At 65.7% G+C, this 18,148-nt stretch carries 20 protein-coding genes and 1 pseudogene; 11 read left to right on the plus strand and 10 right to left on the minus strand.

Going from position 1 to position 18,148, the window contains the following annotated elements; translation table 11 throughout:
• Nucleotides 1-77 precede the first annotated feature (77 nt).
• Nucleotides 78-1,568: a winged helix-turn-helix domain-containing protein gene (locus P9217_RS01630; RefSeq protein WP_278086783.1), complete on the minus strand. Its 1,491-nt coding sequence runs from the start codon at nucleotides 1,566-1,568 to the stop codon at nucleotides 78-80.
• A 175-nt stretch (nucleotides 1,569-1,743) separates the two neighbouring features.
• Here P9217_RS01630 and P9217_RS01635 point away from each other — a divergent pair, with 175 nt between their 5' ends.
• Nucleotides 1,744-2,460 carry a class I SAM-dependent methyltransferase gene (locus P9217_RS01635; RefSeq protein WP_278086782.1) on the plus strand — a complete coding sequence of 239 codons (717 nt, stop codon included), beginning with the start codon at nucleotides 1,744-1,746 and terminating at the stop codon, nucleotides 2,458-2,460.
• 177 nt (nucleotides 2,461-2,637) lie between these two features.
• Here the strand turns inward: P9217_RS01635 and P9217_RS01640 are convergent, their stop codons facing one another.
• Nucleotides 2,638-3,543 (minus strand): alpha/beta hydrolase fold domain-containing protein, encoded by a 906-nt coding sequence (locus P9217_RS01640; RefSeq protein ID WP_278086781.1) that lies wholly within the window; start codon nucleotides 3,541-3,543, stop codon nucleotides 2,638-2,640.
• 194 nt (nucleotides 3,544-3,737) lie between these two features.
• On the opposite strand from P9217_RS01640, the gene P9217_RS01645 reads away from it, so the two are divergent.
• The 4 genes from P9217_RS01645 to P9217_RS01660 all read left to right on the plus strand — a co-directional run bounded on the left by P9217_RS01645 (nucleotide 3,738) and on the right by P9217_RS01660 (nucleotide 6,314).
• Entirely contained in the window at nucleotides 3,738-4,886 is a 1,149-nt protein-coding gene (locus tag P9217_RS01645; protein ID WP_278086780.1) for an amidohydrolase, read from the plus strand.
• 190 nt (nucleotides 4,887-5,076) lie between these two features.
• Nucleotides 5,077-5,439, plus strand: a complete 363-nt coding sequence (locus P9217_RS01650; RefSeq protein WP_067321824.1) for a VanZ family protein — start codon at nucleotides 5,077-5,079, stop codon at nucleotides 5,437-5,439.
• Nucleotides 5,390-5,755: a hypothetical protein gene (locus tag P9217_RS01655; RefSeq protein ID WP_278086779.1), complete on the plus strand. Its 366-nt coding sequence runs from the start codon at nucleotides 5,390-5,392 to the stop codon at nucleotides 5,753-5,755. Before P9217_RS01650 ends, P9217_RS01655 begins: the two co-directional genes overlap by 50 nt.
• Nucleotides 5,745-6,314 carry a DNA-3-methyladenine glycosylase gene (locus P9217_RS01660; protein WP_278086778.1) on the plus strand — a complete coding sequence of 190 codons (570 nt, stop codon included), beginning with the start codon at nucleotides 5,745-5,747 and terminating at the stop codon, nucleotides 6,312-6,314. The genes P9217_RS01655 and P9217_RS01660 overlap by 11 nt, the downstream gene beginning before the upstream one ends.
• An 18-nt stretch (nucleotides 6,315-6,332) precedes the next feature.
• Here P9217_RS01660 and P9217_RS01665 read toward each other — a convergent pair whose 3' ends face one another.
• The gene (locus P9217_RS01665) at nucleotides 6,333-6,623 is read right to left on the minus strand and encodes a DUF982 domain-containing protein (protein ID WP_095783366.1); all 291 of its coding nucleotides are present in this window, start codon (nucleotides 6,621-6,623) and stop codon (nucleotides 6,333-6,335) included.
• Nucleotides 6,624-6,772: 149 nt separating this feature from the next.
• Between P9217_RS01665 and P9217_RS01670 the strand changes: the two genes are divergently transcribed.
• Complete coding sequence (locus tag P9217_RS01670) at nucleotides 6,773-7,132, plus strand: hypothetical protein (RefSeq protein ID WP_278086777.1); 360 nt, start codon at nucleotides 6,773-6,775, stop codon at nucleotides 7,130-7,132.
• Nucleotides 7,133-7,228: 96 nt separating this feature from the next.
• Here the strand turns inward: P9217_RS01670 and P9217_RS01675 are convergent, their stop codons facing one another.
• Nucleotides 7,229-7,831, minus strand: coding sequence for a cupin (locus P9217_RS01675; protein ID WP_278086776.1), 603 nt, complete (start codon nucleotides 7,829-7,831; stop codon nucleotides 7,229-7,231).
• Between the two features lie 220 nt (nucleotides 7,832-8,051).
• Between P9217_RS01675 and P9217_RS01680 the strand changes: the two genes are divergently transcribed.
• Entirely contained in the window at nucleotides 8,052-8,576 is a 525-nt protein-coding gene (locus tag P9217_RS01680) for a hypothetical protein (protein ID WP_278086775.1), read from the plus strand.
• A gap of 61 nt (nucleotides 8,577-8,637) precedes the next feature.
• Here the strand turns inward: P9217_RS01680 and P9217_RS01685 are convergent, their stop codons facing one another.
• From P9217_RS01685 to P9217_RS01705, 5 genes and pseudogenes are all read right to left on the minus strand, one after another.
• On the minus strand, nucleotides 8,638-9,834 hold the full coding sequence (locus P9217_RS01685) for an arabinose transporter (RefSeq protein ID WP_278086774.1): 1,197 nt from the start codon (nucleotides 9,832-9,834) through the stop codon (nucleotides 8,638-8,640).
• 9 nt (nucleotides 9,835-9,843) lie between these two features.
• Complete coding sequence (locus P9217_RS01690; protein WP_278086773.1) at nucleotides 9,844-10,860, minus strand: zinc-dependent alcohol dehydrogenase family protein; 1,017 nt, start codon at nucleotides 10,858-10,860, stop codon at nucleotides 9,844-9,846.
• A gap of 28 nt (nucleotides 10,861-10,888) precedes the next feature.
• Complete coding sequence (locus P9217_RS01695; RefSeq protein WP_278086772.1) at nucleotides 10,889-11,284, minus strand: cupin domain-containing protein; 396 nt, start codon at nucleotides 11,282-11,284, stop codon at nucleotides 10,889-10,891.
• Between the two features lie 19 nt (nucleotides 11,285-11,303).
• Nucleotides 11,304-11,774 (minus strand): cyclophilin-like fold protein, encoded by a 471-nt coding sequence (locus P9217_RS01700; protein ID WP_127241650.1) that lies wholly within the window; start codon nucleotides 11,772-11,774, stop codon nucleotides 11,304-11,306.
• Nucleotides 11,771-12,962, minus strand: a pseudogene (locus P9217_RS01705) (MFS transporter). Before P9217_RS01705 ends, P9217_RS01700 begins: the two are co-directional and overlap by 4 nt.
• 148 nt (nucleotides 12,963-13,110) lie before the next feature.
• On the opposite strand from P9217_RS01705, the gene P9217_RS01710 reads away from it, so the two are divergent.
• The 4 genes from P9217_RS01710 to P9217_RS01725 all read left to right on the plus strand — a co-directional run bounded on the left by P9217_RS01710 (nucleotide 13,111) and on the right by P9217_RS01725 (nucleotide 17,299).
• Nucleotides 13,111-14,004 (plus strand): LysR family transcriptional regulator, encoded by an 894-nt coding sequence (locus tag P9217_RS01710; RefSeq protein WP_067321853.1) that lies wholly within the window; start codon nucleotides 13,111-13,113, stop codon nucleotides 14,002-14,004.
• 147 nt (nucleotides 14,005-14,151) lie between these two features.
• Entirely contained in the window at nucleotides 14,152-14,979 is an 828-nt protein-coding gene (locus tag P9217_RS01715; protein WP_278086771.1) for a transporter substrate-binding domain-containing protein, read from the plus strand.
• A gap of 49 nt (nucleotides 14,980-15,028) precedes the next feature.
• Entirely contained in the window at nucleotides 15,029-16,309 is a 1,281-nt protein-coding gene (locus P9217_RS01720; RefSeq protein ID WP_278086770.1) for an FAD-binding oxidoreductase, read from the plus strand.
• Nucleotides 16,310-16,327: 18 nt separating this feature from the next.
• Nucleotides 16,328-17,299, plus strand: coding sequence for an amino acid ABC transporter permease (locus P9217_RS01725; RefSeq protein ID WP_095801486.1), 972 nt, complete (start codon nucleotides 16,328-16,330; stop codon nucleotides 17,297-17,299).
• Nucleotides 17,300-17,302: 3 nt separating this feature from the next.
• On the opposite strand, the gene P9217_RS01730 is transcribed toward P9217_RS01725, so the two are convergent.
• Nucleotides 17,303-18,118: a PfkB family carbohydrate kinase gene (locus tag P9217_RS01730; protein ID WP_095801487.1), complete on the minus strand. Its 816-nt coding sequence runs from the start codon at nucleotides 18,116-18,118 to the stop codon at nucleotides 17,303-17,305.
• Nucleotides 18,119-18,148: the final 30 nt, after the last annotated feature.

An 18,148-nucleotide genomic window follows, 5' to 3' on the forward strand; every position in this document is an offset into this window, starting at 1 on the left:
ATGGCTTTGTTGGCGCAGTGCGCAATCGGCCAGGCGGGGCCTGCGACGTGACCACCAAGACCCAATTGAAGCCAAAGCTAGGCCAACCCCGCCATGCGAAGTCCGCTGATGTAGAGAGCGCGCTTTTCGGGCCTGACGATGGGGTGGTGCTCGTCGACCCAGGCCACCGAGAGGTTCGGCTGTAGCCGCAGGGCCTCCTTCAACGCCGCGGCGGCGGTGGCGACATCGCCGGCAAGGGCAGCCGTCGCCGCATAAGTCCGCCAAGCGGTGCCGAAAGCCGGCCGAAGCTGAACGGCCCGGCGCTCCAGATCGGCCGCCACATCGAACCGTCCCGCGGTGAAGTGGCAGATACCCATGGTGGAAAAGATCGCCGCCTGAATGAAATCCCGCGGGCTGAGCCGCGCGGCAATCGCCAGGTGATGCAAGCCATCCTCCGCCATGTCGCCATAGCCATAGGTGGAACCCAGAATGCAGTGCGCGAGCGAGAGCCCAGGATTGCGTTCGATCGCCTCCAGCAATTCGTCTACCGCCGAGCGAAAATTTCGCGACACCATGTGAACATAGCCGGCCGAAAGATGCGCCCAGGGATCGTCCTGATCGCGCACGACCGCCGCTTGTGCCCTCGTCAAAGCGGAGGCCAACAGCTCACGGGGTTTCGGCGTCAGGCCAAGCGCTGCCCGCGCGCCGGTCGTCCAGGCAAGAAGGCTGTTGGCGCGGGCATAATCGGGATCGATCTCAAGCGCCTTGACGAGCAGACCCTCGGCCATGTCGAGGTCTTTCTCGGATCCCCACGTCCAGACATGGGGCATGGCCTTCATCACAAAGCCCCAGGCGTCGAGCCTCTCGGCGGGACGGCTATGGAGGCGCAGACGCTCGGCTTCGTAAAGCTGGGGCTCGATCGAAGCCATGACCTTTTGGGTGATCTGGTCTTGCAACGCCAGGAAATCGCCGCTCTCGACATCGAAGCGTTCCGCCCACACCTGCGTACCCGCGCGGGCATCGCTCAGCGTCGCCGTGATCCTCAGGGCCTGCCCGGACTGGCGCACGCTGCCCTGCAGGACGTAGCGGACTTTCAACTCGCGGCGCAGGCGATCGAGCTCGATGTGCTGCGGGTCATAGGCAAAGGAAGAACTCCGGTCACGCACATGCAGACCTCGCAACCGCGACAGGCCGGTGATGATGTCCTCCGACAGGCCGTCGGCAAAATAGGACTTTTCGGGATCGTCGCCGATCAGGCGAAAACGGGTCACCGCGATGGACGGCCCTTCGTCCGATTCGGCTGCACCGTTTCGCGTATCGCTTGCGTCAAGCCGCACCTCGCCGGTCAGCCGGTAGCCCACGCGCGCGACCGACAGGATCGAATGCGAGGCGTCGGGTCCCTCGCCCAGGACCTTGCGCAAGGCGGCGATCTGCACCGACAGGTTGCCCTCCTCGACCGCCAGTCCGTTCCAGGCTGCATCGAGCAGTTCGTCCTTACCGACCACGACTCCGGCCGAGCGCAGCAGGCGCTCCAGAAGCAGCATGGCCCGGTAGCCTACCGAAATCGGCACTCCGCGTCGGTAAAGCATTCCCGCTCCCGCATCGAGCAAGAAAGGACCAAAACTGAAGCGCCGCTCCTCCATCAGCTCACGCTAATGCAATGAGGCGTTTTTTGGAAGTTTTCGGAAGTTTTAGCACCTCGGTTCGCTACATTTAGCGGCCCGCATTTCACCTTGATTGCTCCTGACCGAGAGGAGCGATCCCATGACCGCCGCCACCAAGATCGAAGTTGCCGTGCCCCCCTCTGCCCTGTTCCAAGAAATGTGGGGCATCTATCGCAAGGTTCTGGACAACAACTACCTGTTTCACCGTGAAGCTTATGTGGTGCTTCGCCAGTTGCTGCAAAACCAACGCCCTGGCTTCTCTTTCCTGGACCTTGCATGCGGAGACGCCTCGTTCAGTGCGGCTGCCTTGGAGGGCTTGCCCGTCGGTCGCTATGTCGGCATCGACCTGTCGCGGACAGCGCTCGATGAGGCAACCGCCAATGTCGCCGGTCTGTCATGCGCCGCCGAACTGCGGCGCGGGGATTTCGTAGAGTGGCTGACCGCGTCGGAGGAGCCTGTCGATTTCGCCTGGATCGGCCTGTCCTTGCACCATTTACGCTTCGACAAGAAACTCGAGGTCATGCACCAGCTGCGGCGCCTTGTCGGCCCATCCGGGACGCTTCTGGTCTACGAGAACACATGCAAAATGTGGGAGAGCCGGGCCGGCTGGATGAGACGATGGGAACGGCAGCGCAAAGATTTTTCAGCGCTCAGCAGCCTCGAATGGCTGCTGCTCGCCACCCACGTGCATAGCATGGATTACCCTGAGACGGCGTCTTCCTGGCGGAATCTTGGCCGGCGGGCCGGCTTCCGCGAGGTGCGTGAGCACTACAGGAGTCCTTCGAACCTTTTCCGGTTGTTCAGCTTCAAGGCTTAGCGGCTCGCGGCCGACAACTTCGCGTCGACGAGCCGGGCTCGGCGAACTCACACGCGAACCAAAGCTCTACCTGAATGGTCGAAATGCAGGGCGCGAGTGGGCGGGACATCGAGCTGCCAGGCGCGGCATCAAAGCGGTCAGGTCGGGAACATGCCAATCCTGCCTGGCCGCCGGTGGTTACACAAATTCGCGGGCAAACCTGCCCGCGCTCAGAAGCGCGCGCCGCCCGGCGCTCAATTGCGCATTCCAGACCGGCCACGCATGGATCATATGCGGCCAGATTTCGAGGCGTGCCTCGACGTCCGCCATGCCGGCGGCCTCGGCGAGCCGCGTCGCGTCCGACAGCAGCGTCTCGGCGGAACCGACCTGGATCAGCATTGGAGGAAATCCGGTCAGATCGGCAAACAAGGGCGAGATCAGCGGATCGCGCCGGTCCACATCATGCGGAACATAGGCGCCCGCCAATTCCTCCAGATAGGCCCGGTGGATGATGGGGTCGATCCCGTCCTTGGCTGACAATGTCGTGCCGGACATCGAAAGATCCGTCCAGGGCGAGACCAGCCAAAGGCAGCCGGGCAACCGCTCGCCCGCCGCGCGCAACCGGCCGACCAGTGACAGGCTGAGATTGCCGCCGGCACTGTCTCCGCCGACAACGATGCGATCCGGCGCGATTCCTTGCTCGGCGAGGAAGCGCCACGCCGCGAGCGCGTCTTCGTGCTGCGCGGGAAAGGGATGTTCCGGCGCGCGCCGATAGCCGACCGCAAGCGTGCGCATTCTCATTGCCCGGCCGGCCTCGGTCACCATTCGACGATGGCTTTTGATCGAGCCGGAGCAGTAACCGCCACCATGGAAGAAGAGCAGCACCTTGGCGGTATCGGACCCGGGCGCCAAGGACCACTCGGAGGCGAGGCCGTTGAAGGTCACCGCCTCGCATCGGATATCGGCCGCGACCGGCCAGGACGAGCCGACCTCGTCGAGCCGCGCCCGGCGTTCATCCCAGCCCACCGGCCGCGGCTTCGACGCCAGCAAGGCGCGAATGGCGTTGATTTCCTGTAGATCGAGGTTTTCGCCCGCACCGCTCATTTCTACGCCCCGACCAAGCGCGCCGCGACTAGTAGCGCTTTGAGCTTTGGCAACGGAAATCGTTGGGATAGTCGCTGGATGTGTCAAGCTGCGTCAGCGAATTCCCCCATGGACTATTTGAATTGATCGGCATGGCACGGCGCGAGCAGAACCCTATTGTGTTTGTGTTAGCTGCAAACCACGCGGAGACGAACGTGACCCTGACCAACCGAGACCTGGTCGAACTGACGGAATGGCGGCGCAAGCTGCATCGGCAGCCGGAAATCTCCAACGAAGAGGAGAATACGGCGAAGGAGGTCGTCGACTTCCTCGCCGATACCAGGCCCGACAAGGTGCTGACCGGGCTCGGCGGCCATGGCGTGGCGGCGGTCTATGACAGCGGGCAAGCCGGGCCGACGGTGCTGTTTCGCTCCGAGCTCGACGCGCTGCCGATCCACGAGCTTTCGGGCGTCGCGCATGCCTCGCAGGTGCCGGGCAAGTCGCATATGTGCGGCCATGACGGGCACACAGCGATCCTGGCTGCGCTCGGCCGCCAGTTCGGGCGCCAGAGGCCGGCGCGCGGCCGCGTGGTGCTGATGTTCCAGCCGGCGGAAGAGACCGGCAACGGCGCGGCCGGCGTCGTTGCCGATCCGCGCTTTTCCGAGATCCAGCCTGACTTCGCCTTCTCGCTGCACAATCTGCCGGGCGTGCCGTTCGGCGAAGTGCGGCTCAAACCCGGCGTCGTGAACTGCGCCTCGCGCGGCATGCGGATCGTGCTCGAAGGCAAGACCGCGCATTCCTCCATGCCCGAAACCGGCAGCTCGCCGATGCTAGCGGTCAGTGAGCTGATGCCGCAGCTGCCGACGCTCGGGCGCGGCACCTTCGCCGTCGACGATTTCGCCATGGTCACCGTCACCCATTGCTCGATGGGCGAAGCGGTGTTCGGCATCGCGCCCGGCTATGCCGAGGTGTGGGCGACCCTGCGCACCCGCCGCGACGAGCGCATGGCGGAGTTGGTTGCAGCGGCGGAAGCGCTGGTGGCAAGAATCGCCGCCCAGCACGGCCTTTCCGTCCGCCACGACTATCACGAGATTTTCGTGGCCAGCGTCAACGCGCCGGACGCGGTGGAGCATCTCGAGCGCGCGCTGGACGAGGAAGGCGTGTCGCGCGGCGAGGAAGCCTTGCCGATGCGCGCCTCGGAGGATTTCGGCATCTTCGGCCATAGCGCCAAGTCGGCGATGTTCTTCCTCGGCGCCGGCGAGCGCTACCCGGCGCTGCACAATCCCGACTACGATTTCCCGGACAACCTGATCCCGATCGGTTCGAAGATCTTCATGCGCGCGGCGCGCAATCTGCTGGGGTGAGCGGGCTGGAAAGGAGGCGCATTCCGGCCGGAATTGCGTCGGAACAGAGAGACAGGGCAGTTCACCTTTTCCATGAAACGCTGAACTGAGACGGTGCGCAGGGCCGGCCGGACAGCTTTCGCCGGCGGTTTGCGTGTGCCGCGTAGCGCCCTGTATTGTTATGCCGGCTTGCCGCTTGTATGAGCGGGGAATGACCTCGATTTCCCGTCTTACCGCGCTCGTGCTGCTGGCGGCCATCACGTTTGCCACCCTCTCACCCGTCCAAATGCGCCCGCATCTCGGTGAGGCGAACATGGAACGCGCACTGGCCTATGCCCTGTTCGGCCTTGCCTTGGCCTTCGGATTCCGCGCCCGCCTGATGCACGCAATGCTGTTTGTCTGCGCCGCGGCCGGCCTATTGGAATTGCTGCAGGCGGTCGATCCCGGCCGGCATGCCCGGCTCCAGGATGCGCTCGTGAAAGCGGCGGCCGGGCTCATTGGGATTGCCTTGGCGCGGATTGTGTTTGCCGTCGCGAGCAGGGCCGTCGATCGTTCGGCAGGTCCAAGGATTTGAATCCCGGCACGGCAGCGCACGCAATAGCCGCGCGGAACCCGCTTGGGGTTCTTCGCTGGCGCGGCGCTATCGCGCGGAAAAGGTCCGCGAGGTCGGCGACCGGATCATCAAAAACCAGCTGGCGCGGCACCGGCGCGAGATCGCGCCCGACCTCGATCTGGGCGATGCGGCAGCGCTCATCGAGACACTCCTGGAGAACGTGGTCCACCGCGCCATCGAACGGCACCCCGTCAGCGTCGCCGGCGAACGCGCGATGGACCAGTGCCGCAGGATGATCATGGCTTACCTGACGAGCGTTAATCGCCATGCCGCCTAGCGCTCACGCCGACCAGCACCACAATTTCTTCGCGCGCGAAGCCGTAACTGTGGCGCGCGCCTTGATCGGCGCGCGGCTCGGCCTCGCCGGCGTCGGCGGCATCATTGTCGAGACCGAGGCCTATCGCCCCGACGATCCGGCCTCGCACAGCTATCGCGGCCGCACGCCGCGCAACGCGCCGATGTATGGCGCCCCCGGCACGGCCTATGTCTATCGCTCCTACGGCTTGCATTGGTGCCTGAACGCGGTGTGCCTGCCGGGCAGCGCGGTGCTGATCCGCGCGATCCAGCCGCAATCCGGCATCGCCGCCATGCGCGACAGGCGGGGAACCGACGATGACAGGTTGCTCTGCTCCGGCCCGGGCAAACTCTGCCAGGCGATGGGTGTCGACGGCTCGCATAACGGCCTGTCGCTCATCGCGCTGCCCTTCGAGTTTGCCGCCTCGGAAACCAACGCGGCCGCCATCCTGAGCGGACGCAGGATCGGCATCACGAAGGGCGTGGAGGCGCAGTGGCGGTTCGGCCTCGGCGGTTCGCCTTATGTCAGCCGGAAGTTTTGACAGATCGATAGCGATCGATCACGCCGCCATCCATTCCTGCGCGGCACGCGCCGCGGCCAGTTCCATTGCTTCGGCAGCGAGAATGCCGCGCGACCTCGCGAACGCTTCGAAGGCGACGCGTGCGGCTTCGGCATCCTGTTCACCCGCGACCGCCGCCCGGCACAGCGCGAGGGTCGTTGCGTAGGTCGGGCTGCGGCTGCCCGTCCATTCGTCGAGAAACTGATAGGCCTCGAAGACGGTGTTTATCTCGCGCGGAAAGCCGAGCCCGACGAAGATTGCGACGGGCTGAGAGAAACGCTTGGCGGGCATTGGTGTGGGCTCCATGAGGTAAGCTGCTTCGACAACGCGCGTCCCGCAGGCCGGTTGCAGCTCGAAAGCGATTTTGGTTCCCGTCGACGGATGCTTGCCCGAAGCCTCCGTGTGTGTTTTCTCGCCCGCACATTAGGAAAGGCTTGCGGATGCGAATCGCAATGATCCTCGCGCTCGGCGCGGCGCTGGCTGGATGCGTGACCTCTCCGGTCGACTACGGAGCGAAGCTGTCGCAGCAGGACCCGAAATGGGCCTCGCCGGAATGCCAGCATGCCCGCATTGCGGCCTCGGACTACGACGTGCGCGAAAAGGAGCATCCCGGCTGGGGTTTTGGCGTGCTGCTCGGCCCGTACAGCATGGGGATGGTGGCGGCGGTGAAGGAGCATGAGCAGCAACAGCGACGGCTTCTTGCCCGCCAGGTGCACCTGCAATGCTCCAGCCAGCCGTTGCCCAAGGAGCTGGATTTCGATCCGGCAACCTACGCGCCGAAGAAGACGCAGTATCCGTAGGCGAAAGCGCGCCGCTGCGACTTCGAATCGGCGGCCGCTGTTTCTTGTTGAAGGCGCAGGTGGGGATGGCCTCGCTTGATGGCGAGATGCTTGCATTCAGCGTTCGCCCCACGCCTTCAGCAATGGTCCGTCGCGGCCATAGACCGGGTCCTTGCGCGGCCGGCTCACCTTCGGGATCATGCGTAGCGCTTCCGCGTGCTGCTCGGGCTTGGTGCATTCGTCATAGGTGCCGGAGGGCGGATAGGCGCCGACGACGAGGAAATCGGCAGAGGCCGAGAGCCGCTGGTGACCGGTGCCGGCCGGCAGGACCGCGACGTCGCCGGCCTTGACCGTGAGCGCGCGGCCCTTGTCGCCGCCGAAGCGCACCTTGGCCGTGCCGCGCGCAATGCCCAGCACCTCATGGATGCGCGAGTGGTAGTGGACATAGTCGTAGATGCCGTTGCGCCAGCTGTCGCTCCAGCCATTCGCCTTGAATAGCTCCTCGAAGACGGCTGCCGGATCGAGATCGTCCGGCAACGTCACGGCGCCGCGGTAAACGATCAGCGGCCACGACGGATGGTTCGGAACAAGGCCGTCGTCCTTGAAGCGGAAGGCATTGGCTTTCCTCTGCCTAACCAGATCCGCGAGCCTGGACGTGCCCGGTCTTGCGATCCCGGTCAGCTTCTCGGCTGCTTTCTTGATGCTCTCGACAATGCTCAAAGCCGGGTACTCCATAAGTGCCGCTTGCAACGCCTTGCGATCTCGGCCGACCGAACTCAACCCGTGGGGACAGCCTTGGTTCCAGAGGTTGGCGACGCCCGCTCGCGGCACGAGCGACCCCCATTGCTTCCCGGCATCGCAGCGGTCAAGCTGCGGGAGGTTGCCGGCATCCCATGCCTCACGCCCCCAATGGCCGCGCGCCCTTCCCGAGGAGTTCAAAATGCGTGCATTTTGCCTTTCGACCATCGGCGTTTTCGCTTCGGTGCTGCTTGCGGCATCCGCCTTCCCGGTCCTCGCTTCAGGCAGCGCGGCGAAGGGCCAAAATCTCCATCGACTGTGCCGCCAGGTGAAGAACGACGATACGATCCGCGCCTACTCGCACGAGCTCTACGGCGGCACGGTCAAGGCGTTCAGGAAGCTCTTTCCGGACGCCAAGGGCGCGCCGGCGGAATCGGAACTGCAGGCGCAGGCCAACTACCGCTGCATGAACGGCAAGGTGCTGGCCTGCTTCGTCGGGGCAAACCTGCCCTGCGCGAAAATGAACGCCGCGCGCGACAATCCCGGCGCGGACGGATTCTGCAGGACCAACCCGAATGCCGACGTCGTGCCAGCCTTCGCGACCGGTCACGACGCGCTCTATTCCTACAAATGTCTGGACGGCAAGGCGGTGGTGACCGGCGAGACCTGGGTGCTCGACAAGCGCGGCTTTGCCGCCCGGTTGTGGGCCGAAGTGCCCCGGCACTGAGGCTGACCGAAGAGCCGATCTGACGACCTGCAGAGACGGCTTAGCGGCGGCGCGCTTTCCGTTACATCCTTGCCCGGGCTGACCTGCGGCGAAGCAAGAGCGCGATGGCCAAAGCCGGAAGTGTCGTCGCGGCGGCGGCGAGGAAGACGAACCGCAGCCCGGCGGACGCGGCGATCAGGCCGAGCGCCGGGCTGCCGAAGCCGAGCGCCACGTCGAGAAAGACGGTGTAGAGCCCCATGGCAAGGCCGCGGCTGCCCCCGGGGAGATGGGCGACCGCCTCGGCGCCGAGGCCCGGATAGACCAGCGAGTAGCCGAGCCCGGTCAGGCCCGCTCCGATGGCCGCGACGAGCGGCCCCGGTGCCAGCCAGATCGATAGAAGGCCCGCCGCCTCGACCACCACGAAGATGGCGGCGACGCGGGCGCCGCCGAGCCTGTCCGGCAGGTGGCCGAAGCACAGCCTTGCCGCGATCAGCGATGCCGCATAGGCGGTGAAGGGAAGCCACACCGGATGCCAGCCGCGCTCGGCAAAGAGCAGTGCTGCGAAGGACAGGATCGCGCCATAGCCGAGGCTGCTGAGGGCTGCTCCGACGCCCGGAAGCCAGACCGCTTGCGCGACGCTCGTCCAGGACTGCCGCGCGGCGCTGCCGGCGGCCTTGACGCCGCGCATCGGTAGAGTGGCGAGCAGTGTTGCAAGGGGCAGGACCATTGTGGCGAGAGCGATCGCGGCGAAGCCCCCGGCTTCATGGAGCGCGGACCCGATCGGCGCGCCGAGCGCCAGCGCCGCGAACATTGCCATGCCGATCCAGGCGATGACCTTGCCGGAGTTCTGTCCGCCGGCAAGCGCCAGGCCCCAGGCGACGCCGCCGGTGATGATGAAGCTCTCGGCGGCGCCCAGCACCGCCCTGCCGGCGAAGAGCACCGTCGCGGACGCGGTCGGCTGAGCGAGCAAGGCCAGCGAGCCGAGATAGATAAGCCCGGCCAGCGCGGCGGCGACAAGGCCGACCACGACGGCGCGCTTGCCGCCACGCAGATCAGCATAGTTTCCGGCACCAATGCGCGACAGCAGCGAGGCGACGAACTGGCTGCCCGTCACCAGCCCGACGGCGAACGGGCCGAAGCCGAGCCTGTCATGCAGATGCAGCGGCAGGACGGGCAGCGCCAGGCCGATGAGCAGGAAGCCGGCAAAGATCGCCGCCATGATCGGCACCAATCTCGCCATCGTCCGGCTTTCATCGGCTGCAGTGCCCGTCGCGACCATCGCCGGCGCCTAGACCTCGAGCATGACCTTGATCGCGCGCCGCTCGTCCATGGCGCGGTAGCCTTCGGCGACCTTGGTCAGCGGCAGCTTGAGGTCGAAAACCTTGCCGGGCTTGATCCTGCCCTTGAGCACGCGCTCCATCAGGTCGGGCAGGAAGCGGCGCACCGGCGCCGGGCCGCCCAGCATGCGCTTCTGGCCGAAGAACAGTTTCTGGCCGTCGAAGCTCACGCCATGCGGCACGCCGACATAGCCGATGGTGCCGCCGGGGCGCGAGCAGGCCAGCGCCTGGTCGAAGGATTCGGCCGTACCGACGCATTCCAGCACCGAGTCCGCGCCGACGCCCGCGGTCAGTTCCTTGATGCGGGCGATGCCTTCCTCGCCGCGCTCGGCCACGATGTCGGTCGCGCCGAATTCGCGCGCGAGTTTCTGGCGGCTCTCGTGCCGGCTCATGGCGATGATGCGCTGCGCGCCCATCTCGCTCGCCGCGAGCACGCCCATCAGGCCGACGGCGCCGTCGCCGACGACGACAACCGTCGATCCTTGGCGCACCTCGGCCGCATCCGCCGCATACCAGCCGGTGCCGAGCACATCCGAGACGGCCAACAGGTCAGGCACCAGGTCGGCCGGCGGAACCTCGGAAGTCGCCACCAGGGTGCCGTCGGCCAGCGGCACGCGGGCATAAGGCGCCTGCGCGCCCGACATGAACTCGCGTTGCACGCAGGAAGACTGGAAGCCGAAGCGGCAATGCGGGCAGGTGTTGTCGGAGAGGCAGAAGGAGCCGACGACGAACTGGCCGGGGCGCACGTTGCGCACCTCCGCGCCGACCTCGACGACGATGCCGCAATATTCGTGGCCCATATGCATCGGGCGATCGATCGGCTGCAGCCCGCGATACGGCCACAGGTCCGAGCCGCAGATGCAGCTCGCCGAGAGCTTGATGATGGCGTCCGTCGGGCGAAGGATCTTCGGGTCCTCGATTTCCTCGCAGCGGATATCGCCGGGCTTATGAAGAACAGTTGCGAGCATTTTGCTTTCCTTTTCGTTCGATCGGTGATCAGGCGCCGTAGTCGGCGTCGCTGACATGTTCCAGCCAGTCCACGACCTTGCCGTCCTTGACCTCCTGGAGGGCAATGTGGGTCATGGCCGTCTCGGGCGACGTGCCGTGCCAATGCTTCTCGCCGGGCGCGAACCAGACGACGTCGCCGGGGCGGATCTCCTCGAGCGGCCCGCCCTCGCGCTGCACGCGGCCACGGCCGGAGACAACGATCAGCGTCTGCCCCAGTGGATGCGTATGCCAGGCGGTGCGGGCGCCGGGCTCGAAGGTGACCTGCGCGCCCTGCACCCGCGCGGCATCGAAGGGATTGAAGAGCGGATCGATCCGGACCGTGCCGGTGAACCAGTCGGACGGCCCCTTGCCGGACGGCCTCGTGCCAGCGCGAAGAATGTCCATGGTGATCTCCTTTGCGTTCTCACATGCGTTCGATGCGCAGCGGGAACTCGCCGCGTATGTGCAGGGCCTCTTCGCCCCCGTCGAAGCGGCCGAGCCTGATCAGCCCGGGATGGCGGTAGTCGGCGTAGAACATCGCCAGATTGCCCCAGGACACGAAGTAGCAGAGGTCATAGGGCTGCTCGTTGCCGAACGGGCCGCTGCCCTCTTCGGTCAGCTTGCGCGGCAGATAGGCGATCTTCTCGTTACGCGCGTAGTCGTCGATCGTGAGATCGAGCGGCAGCATGGAAAAGAAATCGCGTGCCGAAGGATTGTCGTAGAGCGTGGCCGTCATGGTTCGGCCATCGAATGTCATTCTGATCTTCATGTCGGCGGGTTCCTGGCTGGCCGGGCCCCTGCCCTGCTGGCTGCGGGCGCGCCGCGGCAGGAGCGTTGATGCGAGCGCGGCGCCGAGCAATGCGCGGCGACTGAGCTTGGGATGGCCGGTCGTCATGGCACGGCCCTCCCGCCCATGCGCGATGCGGCGAACGCGGCGAGCGCCGCTCCGCAAAGCAGCGCCGCGCCGAAGGCAAAGGCTCCCCACCAGCCGACCGTTGTCGAAAAGCGTGCCGCCGATCGCAGCGCCGCCGGTAATGGCAAGCTGGATGACGGCCACCTTCAACCCGCCGCCGGCCTCCGCGTCTTCAGGCAGCGTGCGGCTGAGCCAGGTGCCCCAGCCGACGGGCGCGGCCGTGCCGAAGAAACCCCAGACGAAAAGCAGCAGGGCCGTGGGAAGGGGTATTGCGCCGAGGGCGATGAGCGCGAGCGCAAGCACGGCCATGACCAGCGGAATGACGATCAGGATGCTGAACAGACGCGCGCGCAGCAGCCGGCCGATGCACCAGGTGCCGCCGACGCCCGCGAGCCCCATGACCAGCAGGATCGCCGAAAGCGTCGCGACGTCGACCTGGGTGACCCTTTCGAGGAAGGGACGCAGATAGGTGAAGAGCGCGAACTGGCCCATGAACAGCATCATGACCGATGCCATGCCGATGGCGACCGGAGGACGGCCGAGAAGAGCTAGGCTGTTGCCCGGCCGCTTTCGCCGGCGCGGCGGGAGCGGCGGCAGGCTGAGCCACTGCCAGACGAGCGCCAGGAACCCGAGCGGCACGACCAGGAAGAACGCGCCGCGCCAACCGGCATAGGCCCCAAGCAGGCTGCCCAGCGGCGCGGCAATGGTGGCCGCGACGGCGTTGCCGGCGTTCAGCATGGCGAGGCCCTTAGGGACCTGCTCCTCGGGGACGAGGCGCATGACGATCGCGGTCGACATCGACCAGAAGCCGCCGATCGCCATGCCGAGCAGCGCGCGGCCGGCCATCAGGAACGCGTAGTTGGAGGCGAAGGTGACGGCAAGCCCGGACGCGATGAGAAGCACAGTGAAGCCGGTGACTACCAGCCTGCGATCGATGCGGCGCGTCAGGCCGGCGACCAGCAGGCTGGTCACGACAGCGAAAATGCCCGAAATCGAGATCGCCTGGCCCGCCCGACCCTCGGTGATACCGAGATCGGTCGCGATCGGCGACAGCAGGCTGACCGGCATGAACTCCGAGGCGATGAGCACCGAAACGCAAAGCGCCATCGAGAGCACCGCGCCCCGCATGGCGCGGTCTTCGACAAGCCTTGTGTCGTAAGTGGTTTCCATTCGGGGGCATCCTTGCAAGCGGGGCGCCGGAATCGGCCACGGCCGCCGCGACCTGCCCGGAAGATATTGCAGTGCAACCAATTCGATTAGAGCAGATAATCCGTATGGACTTATCGACCTGTGATATAAATCGACCAGGAGGTTCTCCATGCAGCGCGGCGACATGAAAGATTTGCTGTGGTTCCTGGCTGTCGCCCGGGAGCGCAGCTTCACCAGGGCAGCGGCGGAACTCGGCACGTCACAGTCGACGCTCAGCCACACCATCAAGCAGCTGGAAGCCCGCCTCGGCGTTCGCCTGCTTACGCGCACGACGCGAAGCGTGGCGCCGACGGAAGCCGGCGAGCGGCTTTACCAGTCGCTCGCCCCACGCTTCGAGGAGATCGAGGCCGATCTCGCGGGTCTGGTCGCCTTCCGGGACAAGCCCGCTGGCACGGTACGCATCACGCTGTCCGACCATGCGCTGGAGACGACGGTCTGGCCGAAGCTCGAGCCGATGCTGTGCGACTATCCCGACTTGCGCGTCGAGCTCTACAGCGACAACGGCATGCGCAACATCGTGGAGGAGCGCTTCGACGCCGGCGTGCGGCTTGGCGAGAGCGTCGACCGGGACATGATCGCGGTGCGGATCGGCCCCGACTGGCGGCTGGTGGCCATCGCCTCGCCGGATTATTTTTCCCGCCGCCCAGTCCCGAGGACACCGCAGGATCTGGTCGGGCATGACTGCATCGGCCTGCGGCAGGCGACGTTTGGCGGGCTCTATGCCTGGGAGTTCGAGAAGAAGGGCCGCGAGCTTCGGGTCCGGGTCGATGGCCAGCTGACCTTCAACTCGACCCTGCCGATGATCGATGCGGCGCTAAGCGGCTACGGCATCGCTTATGTCCCGGAAAACCTCGTCAGCCGCCACATCGCGGAGGGGCGGCTGACGCTCGTGCTCGACGATTGGAGCCTGCCCTTTCCGGGCTATCACCTCTATTATCCGAGCCGGCGGCAACTTTCTCCGGCGATGGCAGTCGTCGTCGAGGCGCTTCGGCATCGGAGTTGAGCCTGGGGCCGGGGGCGGCAAGAGCGCCGAGCAGTGGACGCTCATTGCAGGCTGAACTCGGCAATGCCCGACAAAAGATGCTTGACTCGCCCTGCCCCTTCCGGACAATTGTGTTGTCAGACATCTTACATACGAGAGGGAGGTTTCGTGAGGAGATTGATCGCTTGTTTCGCGCTGGCTGCCGGCGCGCTCGCATTCGTGTCGGCAGCGCGAGCGGGAGAAACCCTGGATCGCGTCACATCCAAGAAGGCCATGGTGGTCGCGACCAACAGCGGCTGGCCGCCGCAGAGCTTTCTCGACGAAAGCAACCAGTTGGTGGGTTTTGATATCGACGTCTCGAAAGCGATCGCCAAGCGTCTGGGCGTGGAGGTCAGCTTCGAGACGCCCGACTGGGCCACAATGACCGGCGGCCACTGGCAGGGCCGCTACGACCTCGGCGTCGGCTCGGTGACGCCGACCAAGGCCCGGGCCAAGGTGATCGATTTCGCCGGCATCTATTATTACAGCCCTTATGTTTATGTGGTCCACAAGGACAGCAAGGCGAAGTCCGTGAACGACCTGAACGGCAAGGTGATCGGTGTCGAAACCGCCACCACTTCGGAAGATTTCATCCGCCGTCAGCTGGAGATCGACGCTCCGGGCCTTCCGCCAGTCGAATATAAGCTGCAACCGGGCGAGATCCGGACCTTTGCCGATTCCATGCTGCCATTCGACGATTTGAGACTTGGGGACGGCGTGCGGCTCGACGCAGTCATCGCGCCCGAGCAGACCGCCCAGAACGCCATCAAGAACGGGTATCCGCTGCGCATCCTCGAGGGCGACTACGCCTTCCGCGAGCCGCTGGTGGTGATCGCGGACAAGGGTGACGCCGAGTGGACCACCAAGATCGGCGGCATCATCGACCAGATGAAAAAAGACGGCACACTCGCCACGCTGACCACCAAATGGTACGGCAAGAACTACAGCGCCGAATGACGTTCGTCGCGGGCGGCTTTGAAGGCCGCCCGCTCTCATGCGATTCATCATGACCTATCCCGATACTTACTATCGCCGCACGCTTGCCGACGAGAAGGTCAGACCACCTTTGGCCGGTCTGGCCGAATGCGACACGGTCATTGTCGGCGGCGGACTGGCCGGTCTGACGACGGCGCTGCAGCTGGCGCGCGCCGGGCGCGAGGTCGTCCTGCTCGAAGCCGAGCGCGTCGGCTTCGGGGCCTCGGGCCGCAACGGCGGCTTCGTCAGCCCCGGCTTCGCCACCGGCAGCGACAATATCGCCGCGATGGCCGGCACCGCGGCGGCACAGAAGCTGCACCGATTGTCGATCGAAGGCGTCGAATTCGTGCGGCAGACGATCAAGGATCTCGACATCAAGGCGGCAAAGCCTCGCCCCGGAATTATCGGCGTGCTTCGCCATGACGGCGGCGCCGAACTGAAGGCCCACGCCGAACGGCTGGCGCGGGATTTCGACTATCCGCTCGAATATCTCGAGCGTGACCAGGTGCGCGCGGTGCTGCAGTCCGAGCGCTACTATCAGGGCCTGCGCGACCCCAACGCCTTCCACATGCATCCGCTCAACTATCTGCGCTCCGTCGCCGAGGAGATCGAGCGGCTGGGCGGCAGGGTCCACGAGGCGTCGAGCGCCGTCGAGGCGAGACTCGACGGCCCGCAAAAGACCATGCGCACAGCAAACGGCGAAGTACGCGCGCGGCAGGCGGTGTTCGCCACCGGCGGCTACACAGGACGGCTGCTCGGCCAGTTGAGGCGGGCCATGTTGCCGATTGCGACCTATGTGATGCTGAGCGAGGAGGCCCCGGAGCTCATCGCCAGCGCCATCGCGACGACCGACGGCATAGGCGATAGCCGCCGCGCCGGCGACTACTACCGCGTCGTGGAAGACGGGCGGCGGCTGCTCTGGGGTGGGCGCATCACCACGCGGGCCGCTTCGCCGGCGGCGCTGGCCAGGGAATTGCGCCGGGAGATGGTCGGAACCTATCCTCAGCTCGCTGCGCTCAAGACCGAACTCGCCTGGTCGGGGCTGATGGCCTACGCCCGGCACCTGATGCCCCAGATCGGACAGCTGCAGCCAGGCGTCTGGTATCTCACGGCGTTTGGCGGCCATGGCATCAACACCACCGCCATGGCCGGCAAGGTGGTGGCCGAGGCGATACTCGGCCAGTCGGACCGTTACCGGCTGTTCGAACGGTTCGGACTGACCTGGGCGGGCGGGCCGGTCGGGCTTGCCGCGGCGCAACTCACCTATTGGAAGCTACAGGCGCAGGATTGGTGGCGCGAACGCCCCCGCTGACCACAGGGAGATCGACAGGTGATCGGCAGACTGCTGCTCAATTATCCGGACGCCGCGCGTCGCATCGGCATGTGCCTGGCGCTCGCCGCGTTCGCTGCAGGCCTCTACGGGCTTGGCATCAAAGCCGACTGGATCGGCAAGCTGGTTCCGAGCTCCCTCGAATGGCTTGCCGCCAATCCCGCGGCAGCGCGGGGCGTTTCGGCGGTGCTGATCGCGCTGATCGCGGCGGCCAACTGGAAAGCCCTGCAGCAACTCGGGCGCAAACAGCAGATCGTGGCGGTGTGGATCGAGCTGTTCGTGTTGCTGATGCTGTTCTTCTATTCCTTCGACCTGTCGTTCTCTTTCATTGGCAGGAAGATCGGCTTCCTCGTCTCGCAGGGCGTGGTAACGACGCTCTACATCTCCGCCATTTCGATCGCCATCGCCACGGTCATCGCCTTCATCGGCGCCATAGCCAAGCTCTCCAAGAACGGCGTCATCTATGGCCTGGCAACGTTCTACACCTCGCTGTTCCGCGGGCTGCCGTTGCTGATGCAGATCTACATCATCTATCTCGGCCTGCCGCAGGTCGGCTACGTGATCGGGGCCGTGCCCGCCGGCATCATGGCGCTGTCGCTTTGCTACGGCGCCTACATGACCGAAATTTTCCGCGCCGGCATCGAAAGCATTCCGCGCGGCCAGACCGAGGGCGCCACCGCGCTTGGCCTCAGCCCCAACCAGACGATGTTCCTGGTGATCCTGCCGCAAGCGATGCGCGTCATCGTTCCCCCGACCGGCAACCAGTTCATCGCGATGCTGAAGGATTCCTCGCTGATTTCGGTGGTCGGCGTATGGGAGATCATGTATCTGGCGCGCACGCAGGGCCAGACCGAGTTCCGGCACATCGAGATGCTGATCACCGCCTCGATGATCTACTGGCTGCTGTCGATCGGGCTCGAATTCCTGCAGTCCCGCATCGAGGAACGGTTCGGGCGCTCGCTGAAGCGCTGAACTTCAGTGCGGCATTCCCTCCTGGGGGAAGCCGCCGAGATGGCAGCAGGTCAGCGCGGCGCGGTCGCGGCCGCTTTCGAGACATTGCAACAGCGGCTTTTTGGCCAGCCAGGCGTGGAGAAAGCCGGCAATGAAACTGTCGCCGGCGCCGGTCGTGTCGACGACCTCGACCGGACGGATGCCGGTCTCGGCGCGCTCGCGGGCCGTCACCGCCATCGATCCCTCGGCACCGCGCATGACGACGGCGCAGCCTGCGCCGCGCGACAGAAGGTCCACCGCCATCGCCGCCGCGGCACCATAGGGTTCGCCGGTCGAGCAGAAGGCTATGCTCAGGCCCTCGACGCCGAGATTGGCCGGATCGGCGTTGACCGAAATGTCCTGCGAGACGCTGACGCCTGCCCGCGACAGGCGCCAGCGCAAGGCGCCGCCGTCATCCAGCCAGCCGATATGGACGTGATCCATCGCCTCCATGATGGCAAGTTCGGCCTCGTGCGGCGCGTATCCGGCGCAGGCGCCGAAATCCTCGGCGGCGATCAGCCGCTCACCTGACGGCAACACTTTGATGTCGGTCCAGGCGGTGTTGCGGTCGCCGACTCGCAGGTGGTCGACCACGACCCGATTGGCTTCGAGCTCGGCGCGGGTGCGCTCGCCTTCGGCGTCGCGGCCAACGGCACCGAAATAGAAGCTCCTATTGCCAAGCCGGGCGAGCTGGACGGCGACGTTGAGCGCGTTGCCGCCGACCAGCGAGCGCCCGATCGGCAAGCCGAGGCGGTCAGTGCAATTGTCGCCGACGGCGGCAAATCGAAATTGAGCCGTCATATCCCCTCTGCTACGCCGCTAAAGGCACGC

The sequence above is a fragment of the Mesorhizobium sp. WSM4989 genome (genome assembly GCF_029625795.1).
Taxonomy (GTDB): domain Bacteria; phylum Pseudomonadota; class Alphaproteobacteria; order Rhizobiales; family Rhizobiaceae; genus Mesorhizobium.

Bases quoted from the DNA above. Each gene is read 5' to 3' on its own strand.
- P9217_RS01630 (WP_278086783.1), bottom strand. From the start codon at position 1,568: ATGCTTTACCGACGCGGAGTGCCGATTTCGGTAGGCTACCGGGCCATG.
- P9217_RS01635 (WP_278086782.1), top strand. From the start codon at position 1,744: ATGACCGCCGCCACCAAGATCGAAGTTGCCGTGCCCCCCTCTGCCCTG.
- P9217_RS01640 (WP_278086781.1), bottom strand. From the start codon at position 3,543: ATGAGCGGTGCGGGCGAAAACCTCGATCTACAGGAAATCAACGCCATT.
- P9217_RS01650 (WP_067321824.1), top strand. From the start codon at position 5,077: ATGACCTCGATTTCCCGTCTTACCGCGCTCGTGCTGCTGGCGGCCATC.
- P9217_RS01660 (WP_278086778.1), top strand. From the start codon at position 5,745: ATGCCGCCTAGCGCTCACGCCGACCAGCACCACAATTTCTTCGCGCGC.
- P9217_RS01665 (WP_095783366.1), bottom strand. From the start codon at position 6,623: ATGCCCGCCAAGCGTTTCTCTCAGCCCGTCGCAATCTTCGTCGGGCTC.
- P9217_RS01670 (WP_278086777.1), top strand. From the start codon at position 6,773: ATGCGAATCGCAATGATCCTCGCGCTCGGCGCGGCGCTGGCTGGATGC.
- P9217_RS01680 (WP_278086775.1), top strand. From the start codon at position 8,052: ATGCGTGCATTTTGCCTTTCGACCATCGGCGTTTTCGCTTCGGTGCTG.
- P9217_RS01685 (WP_278086774.1), bottom strand. From the start codon at position 9,834: ATGGTCGCGACGGGCACTGCAGCCGATGAAAGCCGGACGATGGCGAGA.
- P9217_RS01690 (WP_278086773.1), bottom strand. From the start codon at position 10,860: ATGCTCGCAACTGTTCTTCATAAGCCCGGCGATATCCGCTGCGAGGAA.
- P9217_RS01695 (WP_278086772.1), bottom strand. From the start codon at position 11,284: ATGGACATTCTTCGCGCTGGCACGAGGCCGTCCGGCAAGGGGCCGTCC.
- P9217_RS01700 (WP_127241650.1), bottom strand. From the start codon at position 11,774: ATGACGACCGGCCATCCCAAGCTCAGTCGCCGCGCATTGCTCGGCGCC.
- P9217_RS01710 (WP_067321853.1), top strand. From the start codon at position 13,111: ATGCAGCGCGGCGACATGAAAGATTTGCTGTGGTTCCTGGCTGTCGCC.
- P9217_RS01720 (WP_278086770.1), top strand. From the start codon at position 15,029: ATGACCTATCCCGATACTTACTATCGCCGCACGCTTGCCGACGAGAAG.
- P9217_RS01730 (WP_095801487.1), bottom strand. From the start codon at position 18,118: ATGACGGCTCAATTTCGATTTGCCGCCGTCGGCGACAATTGCACTGAC.